The following is a 15,021-nucleotide window of genomic DNA, read 5'->3' on the forward strand; positions in this document are numbered from 1 at the left end:
GAGGTCCACACCGAGTACCTGGACCGGGAGCAAGCAGCGTAGATCTGCCCGCAGATCACCATCAGTCAGCTGTCCGGAAAGCGCGGGGCCCCTCAGTCTGCTCGACCTGTGGGCGACGTTGGCCAGGTCCTGCGGCTGGTGGTGGCCGCGCGAGGACGTCTGCGTCGTCTCCGAGCGGCCCGTCGAGATCCACACCGAGGTCTGGGGCGACGAAGGGCAGGTGCGGCTTTCATCGCCCGGACGGTCCCGCGTTGCGCTTCGCCGACGGCTGGACCGTGCACGCCTGGCACGGCACGAAAGTGCCGTCCTGGGTGATCGACGACCCGGACGTGGAACGGATCACGCGGGAGACCAACGTCGAGGTCCGGCGGTGTGCGATCGAGAAGATCGGCTGGGGCGACTACATCGACCGGGCCGGGCTGCGGCTCGTCGCCGCCGCGCCCGATCCCGGCAACCCCGGCTCGGAGTTGCGGCTCTACGACCTGCGCGAGCAGACCAGGGTGCTTCTGGCCGTCAACGGCTCCGTCGAACGCGATGGACATCGCCGCCGGTACGGGCTGACCGTGCCGGGCGGCATCGAGGACCCGATCGCCGCCGCCGGATGGACCTATGGGCTGTCCGCCGACCAGTACTCACGACTCGTCCGACGAACCTGAGGTGATTGAGGTGATTCCCATGACCGTGACTCTCGCGTCCCTTTCCCAGCAGACCGGGCTCGCCGTGCTCGACCATCTTGAACAGTCGGTGAGCATCCCCGTCATCGACGGGCTCCAAGCCCAGGGCGACCTGATCGTCATCCCCTTGTCCGAAATCTCGGCGTCTTTGTCGTTCTTGCCGAACGTCACCTGGACGGACGTGCCGCCCGAGGGCGTCGAGTTGCTCCGGGGCGAGGCCGGTGGCAACCCCCACACCCTCGTCGCCGAGCCCCACACCTGCCGCTGGACGAAGAGCGTGTCGGACGGGGGCGGCCTCACCCTCGGCGTCTTCGAGGCGTCGGCCCCCGTCTACCTGCTTCATCCCGAGCACGGCGCCTCCGGCTGCACACCGGGCCGCTACGCCATCCGCCGCCAGCGCGAATACACGGCCGGCGGATGGGGCTCCCGCCTCGTCGCCGACTGAACCATCGGCGCGGCATTCACCGACGGGTTCCAGACTGTCGGGCCGGGCTCATGTGCGAAATGAGGAACGCCGTCGCCCTCGTCCTTTCCGGGCGGGGGCGTTGGCGCTGGCGTCGGCCTTTGCCCGCCTGGACGTTGCGCGTGGCCACCACCGTCAACTTCTGATGGTCCTCGGCCCTGCGGCAAGATCTGAGAATGCGCTCAGCATCTGACTCAGGTGAGTGAGATGAATGAGGGCCTTTCGGGCCTGGCCTTGGCGCGTCTTTTCTTTTGCGGTCTTCTCTGTGGCGTTTCTTGCGGTTGGTCGCCTGCTGCCGGTTGCTCACGGTGGGGTTCCTTAGTGTTGAGCGCGTGGCTGAGGTCTTTTTTTATCGGTTTAGTCTGGTCGCTGTGGGTGGGTGGCTGAGGTGGCCTTCCGAAGGTGGGAGCGCTCGTTTCGCTGTGTCGCCGGTTGCTGTCACGTTGGTTGCGGTTATGGTTCGGGTGGGGTGTTCATCTGCCGGTTCGGTGCGGGGTGCTGTCGGTGCCGCGCTGCGCGCGGAAAAGCGGTCTGCGAGGACGGGTGGTTGCCTTGGGGTGCTGGTGATGGCAAGCCTGGAGCGTGTGCTTGATGCGTGACGCATGCGCGGGCTGGCCATTTCGTGGCGCAGGCTGGAAAAGGTGGTGACAGTAATGTGGCGTGTCCGGATTGTCTGCCGGTATTGGCGGGGGAGTCGCCTATGATGGGGGATGGGAGTTCGGGTTGGAGGTGAACGGTGGTGTCAATGTCGGCATCGGTCACCGCAATTGCGGGTGGGCGGCGTGAATGGGAAGACCGGGAGTGGTTCCCGCCCGGACCGCAATTGGCGATCTGCCTGTCCGGCGGGAAGAACCGCCTGGACGATCTGACCGACGATGAACTGCTCCAGGTCGCGGCGGCGGCCCGGCGGCAGACCTCATGGGCGCAGGCGCGGGAACTGGCCGCGATCGCCGAACTCACCCGTCGCCACACCGCCGATGAGGACGCCGGTGACCCCGACTACCGGATCCTGTCCGCCCGGGAGTCGGTCACCGAAGAGGTCGCCGCCGCACTGACCGTCACCAGCAACACCGCCGCAACCCTGGTCCACCTCGCCGAACAGTTGACCGGCCCGCTGGCCGAGACGGGCGACGCGCTGGGCGCAGGGCAACTCGACATGGCCAAGGCCCGCGTCATCTGCGATGTCACCGACCGCCTTCCCGAAGAGGCGGCCGGTCGGGTGCAGCGCGCCGCCCTGGAGAAGGCGTCCGGGCAGACCACGGGGCAACTGCGTCGCCGCATCAGGAGGATCGCGCAGCGCCTCGCACCCGAAGCGATCGAGGAACGCAAGCGGGAGGCGACCAGGCTGCGGCGGCTGGAGGTGTGGGACACCTCGTCCGGTACCACCGACCTGGCCCTGTGCGACCTGGCCACCGAGGACGCCCACGCCATCTACAACAAGATCACCGCCGCCGCGCACGGCATCAAGACCGACGGCGACACCCGTCCCCTGAACGCCATCCGCGCCGACCTCGCCGCACAACTTCTGCACGGCGTTGAACTTCCCGACGCCATCCGGACCGTCCTCACACAGACGCGCGACGACACCGACCCTGCGCCTCCCGAGGAGGACGAAAGCCCCGCCATCGGTCGTGACTGTGCATCACCCAGTCTGCCGGTGCTGCATGGCCACACCGAAGCCGTGCCGGGCGGCGGCTCTGTGCCATCGTCCGCGGTCGCCGTCCCCGGTCAGCGCTCGGGTAACGTCCGAGGACTCGACGGCGAGGCCGTGACCTACCGGAACGGTGACCCTTCGCCGGCTTGCTCCCCCCAACCGGGCAGTGGGACGGACGCCGGACCACCCTTTCCGGGCACGCGAACCGAATCGGGCGGCACGTCCGACGATCTCGGCATCGCAGCGCTGACGGACGAGGTGGATCGACGCTTGAGACACGTGCACGCACGCGTCCAACCCTGTGAACTGCCTCATGCCATCCGGCAGGCGGTGCAGCGCATCCACGGCCAGTTCTCAGACGCTCGCGACGCGGCCTGTCGGGGTGGCGACGAGGTCCACGGCAGACCCGGCTACCGGCCCTCCGCGGCGATGCGGCGAGAGGTCGAAGCCCGCCACCAGACGTGCGTGTTCCCCACCTGCAACCAGCCCTCACACCGCTGCGACCTGGACCATACGGTGCCCTGGCGGCCCGGAATCACGTGCCGCTGCAATCTCGCACCTCTTTGCAGACGCCATCACAGGCTGAAACAGCGCACGGACTGGAGACTCTTTCAAATCTGGGCCGGACTGCTGATCTGGGTCACCCCGTCAGGCGCCTGGTACATCGTCCACCCCGACCGGCAGTGATTCCGGCACCCCCACACGGCAGAACAGAACGGGGAGAACCACACCGGCCCCGGCAGGACATCCGCCGGGGCCGACAGTGCCGGATCAGAGATCGAGAGTTCCCGCCTTGGCCTGGGCCAGTAGCCCGGCGAAGGCGGTGCGGTCGATAGTGAGGTGGCCTGCCTGGGGATCCTTGCTGTCACGGATGCCGATGAGGGCGGACCCCCGCGCGACTTCCACGCACTGGCCACTCGCGCCGCCGCTGTGGCTGCTTTTGCGCCAGTGGGCGGATGAGAAGTCGGTCGTCTTCACAGTTCCTCCAACGCCTTGCGGATTGCGGCCTGCGAGTCCTCGGCGTTCAGCGCCTTAGACCTGATCAACTCAAACAGTATGCCAAGTTCGGCGACATATCCGTCATCGTCGATCAGGCGCCCGCGTCCACCCGCAGATTCGGCGTAGGCCGTGTCCGGCTCGCCCGCGGAGGACAAGATCATGAATGCGCCCTCCGGGCAGAGTTCGGCGTCCTCCGGTACGACGTGGATGTGGACGTGGGGCAGCTCTGAGAGCGTCAGCAGGTGATCGAGTTGAGCCCGCATGACTTCGGGACCGCCGAAGGATCGACGGAGTACAGAGGCGTCGAGGAGCGCAGTGATCACGAGCGGGTTTTCTCGCTTGAGGACCTCCTGTCGTCCCATTCGCTCGGTGACGAGGTTCTCCAGCTTCTCGGGGTGCTGGCCCGCGCGAAGGACGGCACGCGCGTAGTCCTCGGTCTGGAAGAGGCCGGTGATCACGAAGTTTTCGTACAGTTTGATCAGGTCGCAGTCGGCCTCGGCGTCGATGAACTCGGGGAAGCCCGCCGGGAGGCCGGTCTCCTCGATGACGCGGGGATAGAGGGCCTCGAAGAACTGGTCCAGGCCGAAGACCTCGTCCAGCTTCTGGCAGACCTTGAAGGTCGGGCGGCGGGTGCAGAGTTCGATTCCGCTGACCAGGCTGCCCGAGATGTGGATTTTTGTCCCAAGTGTGGGTTGTGACCAGCCTTTTTCCTCTCGGTGCCGCTTGAGGTGAAAGGCGAAGAATGCTCGGGCCGATTCAGACGGGGGCGGCGTCGGCATGAGAACCCTTTCTATCCGCACAGGGCTTTGTGTGGCCCCTGTATCGCTTGTGGAGACGGACTTATGGCCGAGAGTAACCGGGATGGCTGAGGATTGGAGGCCGAAAAGGAAATTCCCGAACGGCAAAGAGGTCGATCATGGATTTTGTTAAATGCTTCACCGGCGGCAATCTGATCCCCCAGCGTGAGCGGGTCCTCTTCCTGGCCCGGCTGGCCACGTTGTTCGTCCCGGTCACCGGGCTGTTCACGGCGTTCACCGCGGTCGACGGCTACCCCGTCCTCAACGTGATGCCGTTGGAGATCCCCGGCCGCGCGGCAACGGTCGGGTGTGGATACCGCGAGGGACAGTGGTGGTTCTGTTACGCACGCACCGGCGAGCAGATCCGGCCGGTGAACGAATTGGGCGCGGCCGCGCACCAGATCCGGGCGGACGTGGAACGGGCGGCGCCATGACGGACGGGCACGTGTTCGTGGCCGCGCTTGCGCAGCTCCTGCAGGGCCACGGGTACACGGTGAAGAGGACCCGTGAACGTCGGCTCCGGGTCACCGACGGGCCGGATTCGCGTGGTGTGGAGATCGAGTGCCTGCCCCGTGCCGACGACGCGGATCGCTGGTGGTTCAGCTGGGGTGGTGGCATCTGGATGTGCGAGGGAGATCATCTGACCGACGCTCTGGTCCAGGTGAAGACGGCCTTGCGTCGTGTGCCTTGACCGGGACCGCCTTGGCTCCCGGGTCAGCGGAGGAAGACCGCGTGTTCGGGGAGGTGCGGTGTGAGTGTCGGGGGGAGTTGGGCGAGGGCCGCGACCTCCTCGGCCGAGCCGAAGCCGCCCACGTCGTCCCGCAGCCGTACGATGCGTTCGGCCAGGTCCGGTGTCATGTGGGGGATGGTCATGCGCGCGGACGCGGGGGCGTGGTTGATGTCGACGAGGCCGCCGTCGTCGACGTTCCTCGGCAGGTCGGGACGGCCGATGCGCATCTCCCACGCCGTTTGGGGCGAATTCCGGGCGATGTCGGCCGCGCGGGCACGCAGGTCGCGGCGGTGACGTGCCTCACGCTCGGCCTGTTCGAGGGGATCGGGCCGGGCGGACGCGGGGAAGATGCGGCGCCTGATGACCAGGGCGTGGGTCGTGCCGATCAGAATCGACGAGAGATTCGCAAGGACGAACACCGTGTCGGCGGTGGTGCCCGCCGCGCTCTCGGACGTCGCGACCAGTCGCGACTCTGTGTCCTGGTCCGGTCCCCGTCATGGCGGCGCTCCTCGGCCGCTACTGATTCGACGTGCAGCGACACGCTCCGGTTGACCGAGGCTTTCAGGTGGGGGTCAGCTGGTGTTCAGGTGGATTCGGGCCCAGGAGTTGTTCACGTAGCCCTTGGGGTTCCACAGGTGGGCGGGGGATTCGGGTTGGACCGCGCCTGTGGAGTCCCAGGCCCTTGCGGTGACCTCGACTTCGCCCTCGGGGAGGTTCACGGTGGTGTGCCAGTGCTGCCACATCCACGGTTCGTCCCCCGCGTCCAGGTCCGCTTGTGCCCAGGAGCGGCCGCCGTCCAGGGAGACGTCGACCCGGGCGACGGTGCGGTCGTCGCCGGCCAGGGCGTAGCCGGTGAGACGGGTGGGGCCGGGCGGCAGACGCGCGCCGTCGTCGGGGCTGAGGATGTCGCAGTTCAGGGCGATGGGGCCGAGGGAGATGCCGTCGCCCGGCCCGGCGCGGCCGGGGTCGGCGTCGGCGGGAAGCACGCGGTAGGCGGTTGCCTGGAAGTAGTTGCCGGACGGTTCGGCCCGTGCGGTGACGCGGGTGAGCCATTTGACGCTCCGGGCCCCGATCCATCCGGGGACGATCACTCGCAGGGGGGCGCCGTGGATCCGGGGGAGCGGACGGCCGTCCATGGCCCAGGCCAGCAGCACCTCCGGGCTCAGGGCCTTGCCGGTGGGGATGGAGCCGCCGTACGGCTGGGGCGGGTCGGCGAGCGGGGAGACGTCCGGGGCGGCGAAGGCGATGTGCGCGGCGTCGGGGCGCAGGCCGGCGTGTGTCAGGACGTCGGCCAGGCGCACCCCGCTCCAGTGGGCGGTGGCGGTGGCGCCCGGACCCCACGGGGCCTCACCGGGAATGTCGCGGACGTCGATCAGGCCGGCGCGGCGGTTGCCGGCGCACTGCAGCGTCGCCGTCACCTCGACCTCGTCGAACCGCTCGCGCAGGTCTTCCAGGGACAGTTCCAGCCTGTGCCGCACCAGGCCGTCCACGGTCAGCCGCCAGGTGGCCGGGTCGGCGCCGGGAATGGGGCCGTGGTTGCGGACGTAGAACGCGTCCGGTGGCGTCGTGCGGTACCCGGCCAGCGCCGTGCGGGGCGGCTCGGCGTTGAAGGGCTCCCGCTGGTGTACCAGCATGTCGTCCCGCTTCCCCCATGGACTCATGCTGTCGGGGTACCCGTTCCGTGCGGTTGAAGCGGTCCGTGCGCAGGTCGACCCGGGGGTGCGAAACGCGTCTTTACGGGTACGGCAGGCCCCAGTGTCCGAAGCGACGTCTGCCCGGCCGTTCGTTGGGGCGGGGCCGGACCGAGAGGCGAAGGGTGGCCATGGCCGTCAATTTGATGATCAAGGATCGTGAAAGCCCCGCCCCGGCCGGACGGGGCAAGGGAGGCCGGCTGGCGACCCTGGAGCAGGGCGCGAACCTGCTGCAGGAGGCGACCCCGCTCAAGGGCTTCGACGTCTATGTCGTCGGCTTCCACTGCGCGAAGGGAGAACCCGACATGCAGATGGAAGCCCACCACTACTGCCGCGTGGTCAACGACGACCTGCTCCAATGCGTCGTTTTCGACGGCAACACCAAGGACGCCAACCTCGTCGGCATCGAGTACATCGTCTCCGGCCGCCTGTTCGAGACGATGCCCGCCGGGGAGAGGCCCTACTGGCACCCGCACAACTTCGAGGTGCTGTCCGGGCAGCTCGTCGCGCCCGGCCTGCCCGACGCCGCCGAGAAGGCGCTCATGAAGCAGCTGATGAACTCCTACGGCAAGACATGGCACACCTGGCACACCGGCGGGCGGACGGGCACGGATCTGCCCTATGGCGATCCGAAGCTCATGTGGTCGTTCAACCGTGACGGTGAGTGCGACGAGGAACTGCGCCGCGACCGCAACGAGGCCATGAGTGTGGACACCGCCGCCAAACGTGCCGACCGCCAGTCCTTCCTTGGCATCGCAAGGCCCCAGTGGGGCGTCGACGAGATGAAGGACGACTTTCCCCACACCGCCCCCATTCCAGGCGTCACCGACGTTCGTGACGCAGGCGAACCCGGCACCAAGTCCTGACCTGGAGGGCGGCCCGATGTTCTTCCAGCAGTTCTACCTCGAAGGTCTGGGGCATGCTTCGTACCTGCTGGGGTCGGAGCAGACCGGAGAGGCGCTGGTGTTCGATCCCCGGCGGGACGTCGAGGACTACCTGGCGCAGGCGCGCCGCCAAGGGCTGCGCATCCGGTACGCGCTGGACTCCCACGGCCACAACGACTACCTCTCCGGGGTGACGCAGCTCGCGGTCCGCACCGGCGCGGAGGTGTTCGGCGCGGCCACCGCGGACCTCGGCTATCGGCACCGGCCGCTGCGCGACGGGGAGCAGTTCGAGATCGGCGAGATCGGCATCGAGGTGCTGCACACCCCCGGGCACACCCCCGAGCACATCAGCCTGCTCGTCCACGACCGGGACGCCGGCTCGGACGAACCGGCGCTGCTGCTGTCCGGCGGTGCCCTGCTGGTCGGTGATCTGGCGCGGCCCGACCTGCTCGGCGGGCGTGCGGAAGCCGAGGAGGCCGCCCGCGCCCTCTGCGCCACCGTGCAGCACAAGATCCTTTCTCTTCCCGACCATGTGGAGGTCTTCCCGACGCACGTGGCCGGGTCGCTGTGCGGCGGAAGCATCGGAAGCCGGCTGTCCACCACGGTCGGCTACGAGCGGCGCACCAACGCCCGGCTCGCCGATGCGGGCGACACGGCCCGGTTCGTCGAAAACTGCCTGTCCCTGGAGGACCTGCCCGCCGTCCCGCCGTACTGGCGCAGGATGCGCGCGAGGAACCTGGCGGGAGTCGAGCCCATCACCCTGATCGAGGAGCCGGCCGCTCTGCCGGTGGAACAGGTCAAGCAGGCCCGCGACGACGGCGCCGTGGTGCTGGACGTGCGCGCCCCGGAGGCGTTCGGCGGGGGCCATGTGCCCGGCGCGCTCAACGTCGGCCTCGGCTCGTCCTTCGCGACCTGGGCGGGGACCGTGCTGCCGGAGGACGCCCGCGTGCTCCTCGTCTTGGACCGGCCCGAGGATCTGTGGACGGTGATCTGGGACCTGCTGCGCGTCGGCTACGAACCGCCCATCGGCTGGCTGTCCGGCGGCATGGCCGCGTGGCGCACCGCCGCCGAACCACTGGGGCGCGTCCCGCAGATCACCGTCCACGAACTCCGCGACCGCCTGCGGGCCGGCGAGGTGAACCTGCTGGACGTCCGCCAGCCCGCAGAATGGTCCGCCGGACATGCCCCCGGCGCCGCCTTCATCACCGGCGCGGACCTGCCCGAACGACTCGGCGAGGTGCCCGGCGGCAAACCTCTGGCCGTGACGTGCGGTTCCGGGTACCGCTCCTCGGTCGCCGCGAGCCTGCTGGCCGGGCACCGGGACGTGCCGGTCCTCAACGTGCTCGGCGGGATGACGGCGTGGACGGCCGCCGGTTTTGACCTCGACCGCACTTGAGGTCGTACGTTCGGGCGGCGAGGTCAGACATCGTCCGAAGGGGATCTCCATGACCACGACCGTTCCCGTCACGGTACTGGGGCTCGGCCAGATGGGATCGGCCATCGCCGAGACCTTCGTCAAGCGCGGCCATCCGACAACGGTTTGGAACCGCACCGCCGGCAAGGGCGCGTCCCTGGCCGGTGTGTCGGTGTCCGCGAACGCGGCCGAGGCGGTGCGCGCGAGCCCGCTCGTGGTGGTCTGCGTCCTCGACTACGACGCCGTCGACGAGGTTCTCGCCGGGGTCGGCGGCGCGGTCGCCGGCAAGGCGCTGGTGAACCTCACCAGCGGCTCTCCCGGGCGGGCACGGGCGACCGGACGGTGGGCGGCCGAGCACGGCGCCCAGTACATCGACGGCGGGATCATGGCCGACCCGCCGGATCTGGGAACGTCCAACGCGTTCATCTCCTACAGCGGTTCCCGCGAAGCGTTCGATGCCCATGAGCCGACGCTGCGGGAACTGGGCAACGGCACGTTCTACGGCACCGACGCAGGATCGGCGTCCGTGGAGTTCATGGCGCAGGTCGCGACCGGATACGAGTTGCTCATCGGCTTCCTGCACACCCTCCGGCTCGTGCAGGCGGAAGGGGTGGATCCGGCGGAGTTCGCCGAGCGTGTCGCGGAGTCGATGGCCGCCGGCTATCCGCCGCTGATCACCGCGATCGGGAAGGCGGTCCGCGACGGCGAGTTCCCGCCGGACCTGGGCCCCCTGTCGGTGCAGGCCGCGCTGATGGACGATCTGATCGACCACCGGCGGTCCCTCGGCGTCGACGTGACGCGGATGCGCGAGGTCAAGACGCTCATGGACGAGCGGATCGCCGCCGGCCACGGCCACGAGGGTTTCTCCAGCCTGTTCGCTCAGCTGCGCGGCTAGGCGACCTCCACGAAGCCCAGGCGGTCGTACAGGAGCCGGGCGCGGCGGTTGCGGCGGGTCACGGCGAGGGACAGGGTGTCGTGGCCCTGCTCGGCGAGGGTGTGCATGACGGCTTCGATCAGGCCGCGTCCGATGCCCCGTCCCGCATGGGACGGGCTGACGAACAGGAACGCCAGGAGCGGAAGGTCCTTGTAGAGGGTGACGAGGGCCCCGGCGACGGGACGCCCCTCGTGATCGGCGACGAACGACGCTTCGCGCAGGAAGGTGCCGTATTCGCCGTCCAGGGTGAGCTGGATTTCGCGTTCCGCGCCTTCGGGGTCGCCCACGTCGGCCTCGTCGGGTGTCCCCCGGTAGGCGTCCCACATGAGGGCGGCGAGCGCGGGGACGTCGTCGTCGGCGAACAGGCGGAAACCGCGTGCGGGCGGGGGCGCCGCGCGCAGGGACGCCTGGAGGCGGCTGCGTACCGGTGCGCCGAACGTCCCTGATGACATGGTTTCGAGTCTAGGCCGCGCCCCCGCCGGGTCCCGGCGGGGGCGCGCGGGCGTCAGCGCTTGTAGCGGCGGCCGTGGATCATGTTGATCAGGCCGAGGACGCGGGCCATCTCCTTCTCGGTCCGCTCGAAGGACGTCAGGTTCATCGTCGCGAACCGCTGCCGGGTGATGGCCTTCGGGCGGGTGAACTCGCGCAGGCCGTCCGCGCCGTGGATGCGCCCGAAGCCCGACTCGCCGACGCCGCCGAACGGCAGGGCGGCGACCTGGGCGAACGCGGCGAATGCGTTGATGGACGTCATGCCGGAGCGCATCCGGCGGGCGACGTCCATCGCGCGGGACCTGTCGCCGGAGAAGATCGTCCCGGCGAGGCCGTAGCTGGTCCGGTTGGCCTTCTCGACGGCCTCGTCGAGGTCCTTGACGCGGTGGACGGTGATGGTCGGGCCGAACGTCTCCTCGCAGACCGCGGACGAGTCGTCCGGCACGCCGGTCAGCACGACCGGCTCCACGTACGGCTTGCGGACGGACTCGGCGCCGCCCACGACGGCCGTGCCGCCCTTGTCGAGGGCGTCCTTGATGTGGCGTTCGATGATGTCGAGCTGCGACGGCATCGTGATCGGGCCGTAGGCGGCCTCGCGGTCGAAGCCGGGACGCAGGTCGCGGGCCTTGTCGGTGAGCTTGCCGAGGAACTTGTCGTAGGCGTCGTCGACGACGTAGATGCGCTCGACGCCGATGCAGGTCTGGCCGGCGTTCGACATGGCGCCCCACAGGGCGGCGTCGGCGGCGGCGTCGAGGTCGGCGTCGGAGTCGACGATGCAGGCGTCCTTGCCGCCGCACTCGGCGACGATCGGGGTGAGGTTCTCCGCGCAGGCGGCCATGACGCGCTTGGCGGTGCGGGCCGAGCCGGTGAAGGCGATCTTGTCGATGTCGGGGGACGAGGACAGCGCCGCGCCGGTCTCGCCCAGCCCGGTGACCGTCTGCAGGACGGGGTGCTCGGGGACGACGGCGGCGACCAGTTCCTCAAGGAACACGCCGACGCCGGGGGTGAACTCCGACGGCTTGAACACGACGGCGTTGCCGGCGGCGAGCGCGTAGGCGATCGAGCCAATCGGGGTGAAGATCGGGTAGTTCCACGGGCCGATCACGCCGACGACGCCGAGCGGCTGGTACTCCAGCACGCACTTCTGGTTGATCGCCATCATGCCGGGGTAGACGGTGCGCGGGCCGAGGGTCTTCCGGGCGTTGCGGGCGGCCCAGTCCAGGTGGGAGATCGCCATGATCGTCTCCAGCTGGGCGTCCTGCAGCGGCTTGCCGGTCTCCTGGTGGATGAGCTCGGCCATGCGGTTGAGGTTGCGGGCGAGCGACCCCTTGACGTTCAGCAGCCGCAGCCGGCGCTCCTTCCAGCCGAGGGCGCGCCACCACCCGGCCGCCTCCCGGGCGCGCTCGACCGCCGCGGCCACGGCGGCGGCGTCCTGGACGGGATGCTCGGCGACGACCTCGCCGGTGGCCGGGTTCAGGGACGCGAAGGTTTCGGCGCTCTCCGTGGCCACGGACATGGGGAACCTCCCGGGAGGAGCCTGGTAAGTGGTTGCTTGCAGAGATGTGCTCGCTAGTAAATCACCCTATGTCCCGGGTGGGCACCCCCGGCCTCACGTCGTCAGTTCTGCCACCACTGGAAGAGCGAGTGGCCGAACTGGATCGGGAACTCGTCCAGCCCCAGCGCGCCGGTGAGGTTGAAGATCACGTTGAAGAAGGCCCCGTTGACCGGCCCCAGCCACAGCAGGGCGATCAGGATGAGGAAGGCGTAGCCGCCGTACGGGGCGACCTTGTCCACCCACCGGCGCGGCAGATACGGTTCGATGATCCCGAAGCCGTCCAGCCCGGGGACCGGCAGCAGGTTCAGAACCGCGGCCGTGACCTGCAAGAACGCCAGGAACGCCACGCCCAGCCAGAACACGCCGTGATCCTGGTGGGCGAAGTTCTTGTACAGCACCGCCAGCATGATCGCGAACAGCGCGTTGGACAGCGGGCCGGCCGCCGAGATCAGGCTGTGCCGCAGCCTGCCCGGGATCCGGTGCCGCTCGATCCAGACGGCGCCGCCCGGCAGGCCGATCCCGCCGAGCACGATGAACACCACCGGGATCAGGAAGCTGAGCGTGATGTCGGAGTACTTCAGCGGGTTCAGCGTCAGGTAGCCCTTGGAGACGACACTGCGGTCGCCCGACCGGTAGGCCATGTAGGCGTGCCCGAACTCGTGCACGCACAGCGACAGCATCCAGGCCGACAGGACGAACCCGAACAGCGCCAGCCGCGCGGGCTTGGCCGGATCCTCCCCGTACCGCCAGGCGATCAGGCCGCACAGGACCGTCGCCCCCACGATCGCGAGGAACACCGGGCTCGGCCGGACGGCCGCACCCCCCCGCGTCCCGTGCGCAGTCCCCTCCATCGCCCTGGCCCCTCTCGCCCACGCCGTTCCGCCGGTGCCCCGACCGGTCTTCGAAGCTACCTTCTCGCCGGAGTCACGGTGCCGCGATCACCGGAACGACATAGGTGCGCAGGAAGCGGCGCAGCCCGTCGGCGTCCCGGTCGCGGTCCATGACGATCAGCGAGGTGATGATCCGGAAGAGGAACTCCACCGTCCCCTCCACGTCGATGTCGGCCCGCAGCGTCCGCTGCCGCTGTGCCTGCTCGAAGTAGGGGCGCACATAGTCGCAGCACAGCGCCAGGATGTGCTCGGCCGCGCCCGCCACCGCCGCCTGCATGTGGCCCGCCGCCTCCGGCACGAGGAAGTGCGCGACGGTCGGTTCGCCGCGGACGTACTCGACCGCGTCCATCGTGCCCTCGACGATCGCCTCCGGCACCGACCGCTCCCGGCGCAGCCGCTCGGCGAGCCGGTCCAGGAACCGGTGCAGGTCGCGGACCAGCACGGCCAGGATCAGCTCGTCCCGCCCGCCGGTGACACTGCGGTACACCGTCGCCCGGGACAGCTTCGCCGCGGCCGCGATGTCCTCGACCGTGGTCTTGGCCACGCCGAAGCGGCCGAAGCACTCCTGCGCGGCCTCGATGATCCGCTCGCGCGTGGCGTCGGTGCTGACCGGGGGCATGCCTGCAGATTACCGGCCGCGCGCCGACCCTCAGTCCAGGGAGTATTCCAGGGTCCAGGTGTGGGCGCCGTCCTCGGTGACGGTGATCTGGCCGGTGCCGCGGATGCCCGCGAGCTCGCCGGTGCCGGACGTGGGGACGATCAGCCACCGCAGCCACTGCGTACCGGGCGTCCCGTCCTCGCTGCCCGCGCTGTGCTGCAGGACGAACGCGCCCTCGCGGCCGTGCAGGATGCCCTGGACGTGCTCGACCCCCACGTAGGCGACGGGCCCGGCCGCGGACTCCACGGTGATCAGTTCGGTCGTGCTCGTCCCGACGAGATCGCCGTGGAACGTCTTGCGGACGGTGACCCGGGTCAGTTTGGTCCCGCCGCGCTCGTCATAGGGCTTGTCGGCGTCCCAGGCGTCGATGTCGAAGCTGCCGCCGGCTTGGAAAGTCATGCCCGCAATGATGCCGTCCGCACCGGCGCCGCGGGAGGTCCGATCAGAACAGGGTGCCCTCGTGTTCGATGCCGCGCAGCGCGTCGTAGTCGAGGGTGACGCAGTCGATGCCGCGGTCGGTGGCGAGGACGCGGGCCTGCGGCCTGATCTCCTGCGCCGCGAACACGCCGCGGACGGGCGCGAGGTGCGGGTCGCGGTTGAGCAGCTCCAGGTAGCGGGTGAGCTGCTCGACGCCGTCGATCTCGCCGCGCCGCTTGATCTCGATGGCGACCGTGGCGCTGCCCTCGTCCCGGCAGAGGATGTCGACGGGGCCGATCGCGGTGGGGAACTCCCGGCGGATCAGCGACCATCCGTCCCCGAGCGTGGTGATGTGCTCGGCGAGCAGCTCCTGCAGGTGCGCCTCCACGCCGTCCTTCTGCAGGCCCGGGTCCACGCCGAGTTCGTGGCTGGTGTCGTGCAGGATCTCCTCGATGGTGAGGATGAGCCGCTCACCGGACTTGCCGTGCGTGACCGTCCAGCGGGCGATGGCGCCGTTGTCCTCGTAGCTCTCCTCGCGCAGCGAGCAGGGCGGGTTCATCCAGTTGAGGGGCTTGTAGGCGCGGTCGTCGGCGTGGACGCTGACGCTCCCGTCCGACTTGATCAGGATCAGGCGGGGGGCCATCGGCAGGTGGGCGGTGAGCTTGCCGGCGTAGTCGACGCTGCACCGGGCGATAACGAGACGCACGCCGCCCAACTTTAGCGGCGCGGCCGGGCGCGCGGGCCGGATCGGCCGCGGACGGCGAGGGCGGCG

At 69.5% G+C, this 15,021-nt stretch carries 17 protein-coding genes and 2 pseudogenes; 9 read left to right on the top strand and 10 right to left on the bottom strand.

Annotated features, from left to right (window positions below):
* Window positions 1-106: 106 nt before the first annotated feature.
* From ACGFIS_RS31570 to ACGFIS_RS31585, 4 genes and pseudogenes are all read left to right on the top strand, one after another.
* A pseudogene (locus ACGFIS_RS31570) lies at window positions 107-193 on the top strand (DUF6745 domain-containing protein); the annotation flags it as partial.
* A 46-nt stretch (window positions 194-239) separates the two neighbouring features.
* A pseudogene (locus ACGFIS_RS31575) lies at window positions 240-656 on the top strand (DUF6745 domain-containing protein); the annotation flags it as partial.
* A gap of 19 nt (window positions 657-675) precedes the next feature.
* Window positions 676-1,119 (top strand): hypothetical protein, encoded by a 444-nt coding sequence (locus ACGFIS_RS31580; RefSeq protein WP_392908381.1) that lies wholly within the window; start codon window positions 676-678, stop codon window positions 1,117-1,119.
* A gap of 841 nt (window positions 1,120-1,960) precedes the next feature.
* Window positions 1,961-3,478: a DUF222 domain-containing protein gene (locus ACGFIS_RS31585; RefSeq protein ID WP_392973413.1), complete on the top strand. Its 1,518-nt coding sequence runs from the start codon at window positions 1,961-1,963 to the stop codon at window positions 3,476-3,478.
* An 84-nt stretch (window positions 3,479-3,562) separates the two neighbouring features.
* Here the strand turns inward: ACGFIS_RS31585 and ACGFIS_RS31590 are convergent, their stop codons facing one another.
* Both ACGFIS_RS31590 and ACGFIS_RS31595 read right to left on the bottom strand, forming a co-directional pair.
* Window positions 3,563-3,769, bottom strand: a complete 207-nt coding sequence (locus ACGFIS_RS31590; RefSeq protein WP_392908385.1) for a DUF397 domain-containing protein — start codon at window positions 3,767-3,769, stop codon at window positions 3,563-3,565.
* A complete protein-coding gene (locus tag ACGFIS_RS31595; RefSeq protein ID WP_392908387.1) occupies window positions 3,766-4,569 on the bottom strand; it encodes a helix-turn-helix transcriptional regulator in 804 nt (267 codons plus the stop codon). The genes ACGFIS_RS31590 and ACGFIS_RS31595 overlap by 4 nt, the downstream gene beginning before the upstream one ends.
* A 137-nt stretch (window positions 4,570-4,706) precedes the next feature.
* Here ACGFIS_RS31595 and ACGFIS_RS31600 point away from each other — a divergent pair, with 137 nt between their 5' ends.
* Both ACGFIS_RS31600 and ACGFIS_RS31605 read left to right on the top strand, forming a co-directional pair.
* Complete coding sequence (locus ACGFIS_RS31600; protein ID WP_392908389.1) at window positions 4,707-5,021, top strand: hypothetical protein; 315 nt, start codon at window positions 4,707-4,709, stop codon at window positions 5,019-5,021.
* Window positions 5,018-5,278 (top strand): hypothetical protein, encoded by a 261-nt coding sequence (locus tag ACGFIS_RS31605; RefSeq protein ID WP_392908391.1) that lies wholly within the window; start codon window positions 5,018-5,020, stop codon window positions 5,276-5,278. The genes ACGFIS_RS31600 and ACGFIS_RS31605 overlap by 4 nt, the downstream gene beginning before the upstream one ends.
* A 23-nt stretch (window positions 5,279-5,301) precedes the next feature.
* Here the strand turns inward: ACGFIS_RS31605 and ACGFIS_RS31610 are convergent, their stop codons facing one another.
* Both ACGFIS_RS31610 and ACGFIS_RS31615 read right to left on the bottom strand, forming a co-directional pair.
* On the bottom strand, window positions 5,302-5,736 hold the full coding sequence (locus ACGFIS_RS31610; RefSeq protein ID WP_392908393.1) for a ComEA family DNA-binding protein: 435 nt from the start codon (window positions 5,734-5,736) through the stop codon (window positions 5,302-5,304).
* A 153-nt stretch (window positions 5,737-5,889) separates the two neighbouring features.
* Entirely contained in the window at window positions 5,890-6,978 is a 1,089-nt protein-coding gene (locus tag ACGFIS_RS31615) for a sulfite oxidase (protein ID WP_392973415.1), read from the bottom strand.
* 161 nt (window positions 6,979-7,139) lie between these two features.
* Here ACGFIS_RS31615 and ACGFIS_RS31620 point away from each other — a divergent pair, with 161 nt between their 5' ends.
* From ACGFIS_RS31620 to ACGFIS_RS31630, 3 genes are read left to right on the top strand one after another with little or no spacing between them, the layout of a single operon-like run.
* A complete protein-coding gene (locus ACGFIS_RS31620; protein WP_392908398.1) occupies window positions 7,140-7,874 on the top strand; it encodes an OBAP family protein in 735 nt (244 codons plus the stop codon).
* Between the two features lie 16 nt (window positions 7,875-7,890).
* Window positions 7,891-9,288 (top strand): rhodanese-like domain-containing protein, encoded by a 1,398-nt coding sequence (locus ACGFIS_RS31625; RefSeq protein WP_392908400.1) that lies wholly within the window; start codon window positions 7,891-7,893, stop codon window positions 9,286-9,288.
* 49 nt (window positions 9,289-9,337) lie between these two features.
* Window positions 9,338-10,201, top strand: coding sequence for an NAD(P)-dependent oxidoreductase (locus ACGFIS_RS31630; protein WP_392908402.1), 864 nt, complete (start codon window positions 9,338-9,340; stop codon window positions 10,199-10,201).
* Here ACGFIS_RS31630 and ACGFIS_RS31635 read toward each other — a convergent pair.
* The 6 genes from ACGFIS_RS31635 to nucS all read right to left on the bottom strand — a co-directional run bounded on the left by ACGFIS_RS31635 (window position 10,198) and on the right by nucS (window position 14,955).
* Window positions 10,198-10,692: a GNAT family N-acetyltransferase gene (locus tag ACGFIS_RS31635; protein WP_392973417.1), complete on the bottom strand. Its 495-nt coding sequence runs from the start codon at window positions 10,690-10,692 to the stop codon at window positions 10,198-10,200. The two genes, ACGFIS_RS31630 and ACGFIS_RS31635, sit on opposite strands and share 4 nt — an antisense overlap.
* 53 nt (window positions 10,693-10,745) lie before the next feature.
* Complete coding sequence (locus tag ACGFIS_RS31640) at window positions 10,746-12,245, bottom strand: aldehyde dehydrogenase family protein (RefSeq protein WP_392908408.1); 1,500 nt, start codon at window positions 12,243-12,245, stop codon at window positions 10,746-10,748.
* A 101-nt stretch (window positions 12,246-12,346) separates the two neighbouring features.
* Window positions 12,347-13,135 (bottom strand): site-2 protease family protein, encoded by a 789-nt coding sequence (locus ACGFIS_RS31645; protein WP_392908410.1) that lies wholly within the window; start codon window positions 13,133-13,135, stop codon window positions 12,347-12,349.
* Window positions 13,136-13,208: 73 nt separating this feature from the next.
* The gene (locus tag ACGFIS_RS31650; protein ID WP_392908413.1) at window positions 13,209-13,793 is read right to left on the bottom strand and encodes a TetR/AcrR family transcriptional regulator; all 585 of its coding nucleotides are present in this window, start codon (window positions 13,791-13,793) and stop codon (window positions 13,209-13,211) included.
* A 30-nt stretch (window positions 13,794-13,823) separates the two neighbouring features.
* Window positions 13,824-14,231 carry a DUF3224 domain-containing protein gene (locus tag ACGFIS_RS31655; RefSeq protein ID WP_392908415.1) on the bottom strand — a complete coding sequence of 136 codons (408 nt, stop codon included), beginning with the start codon at window positions 14,229-14,231 and terminating at the stop codon, window positions 13,824-13,826.
* A gap of 43 nt (window positions 14,232-14,274) precedes the next feature.
* A complete protein-coding gene (nucS, locus tag ACGFIS_RS31660) occupies window positions 14,275-14,955 on the bottom strand; it encodes an endonuclease NucS (RefSeq protein ID WP_358465711.1) in 681 nt (226 codons plus the stop codon).
* Between the last annotated feature and the right edge of the window lie 66 nt (window positions 14,956-15,021).

The sequence above is a fragment of the Spirillospora sp. NPDC048824 genome (assembly GCF_043198455.1).
Taxonomy (GTDB): domain Bacteria; phylum Actinomycetota; class Actinomycetes; order Streptosporangiales; family Streptosporangiaceae; genus Spirillospora.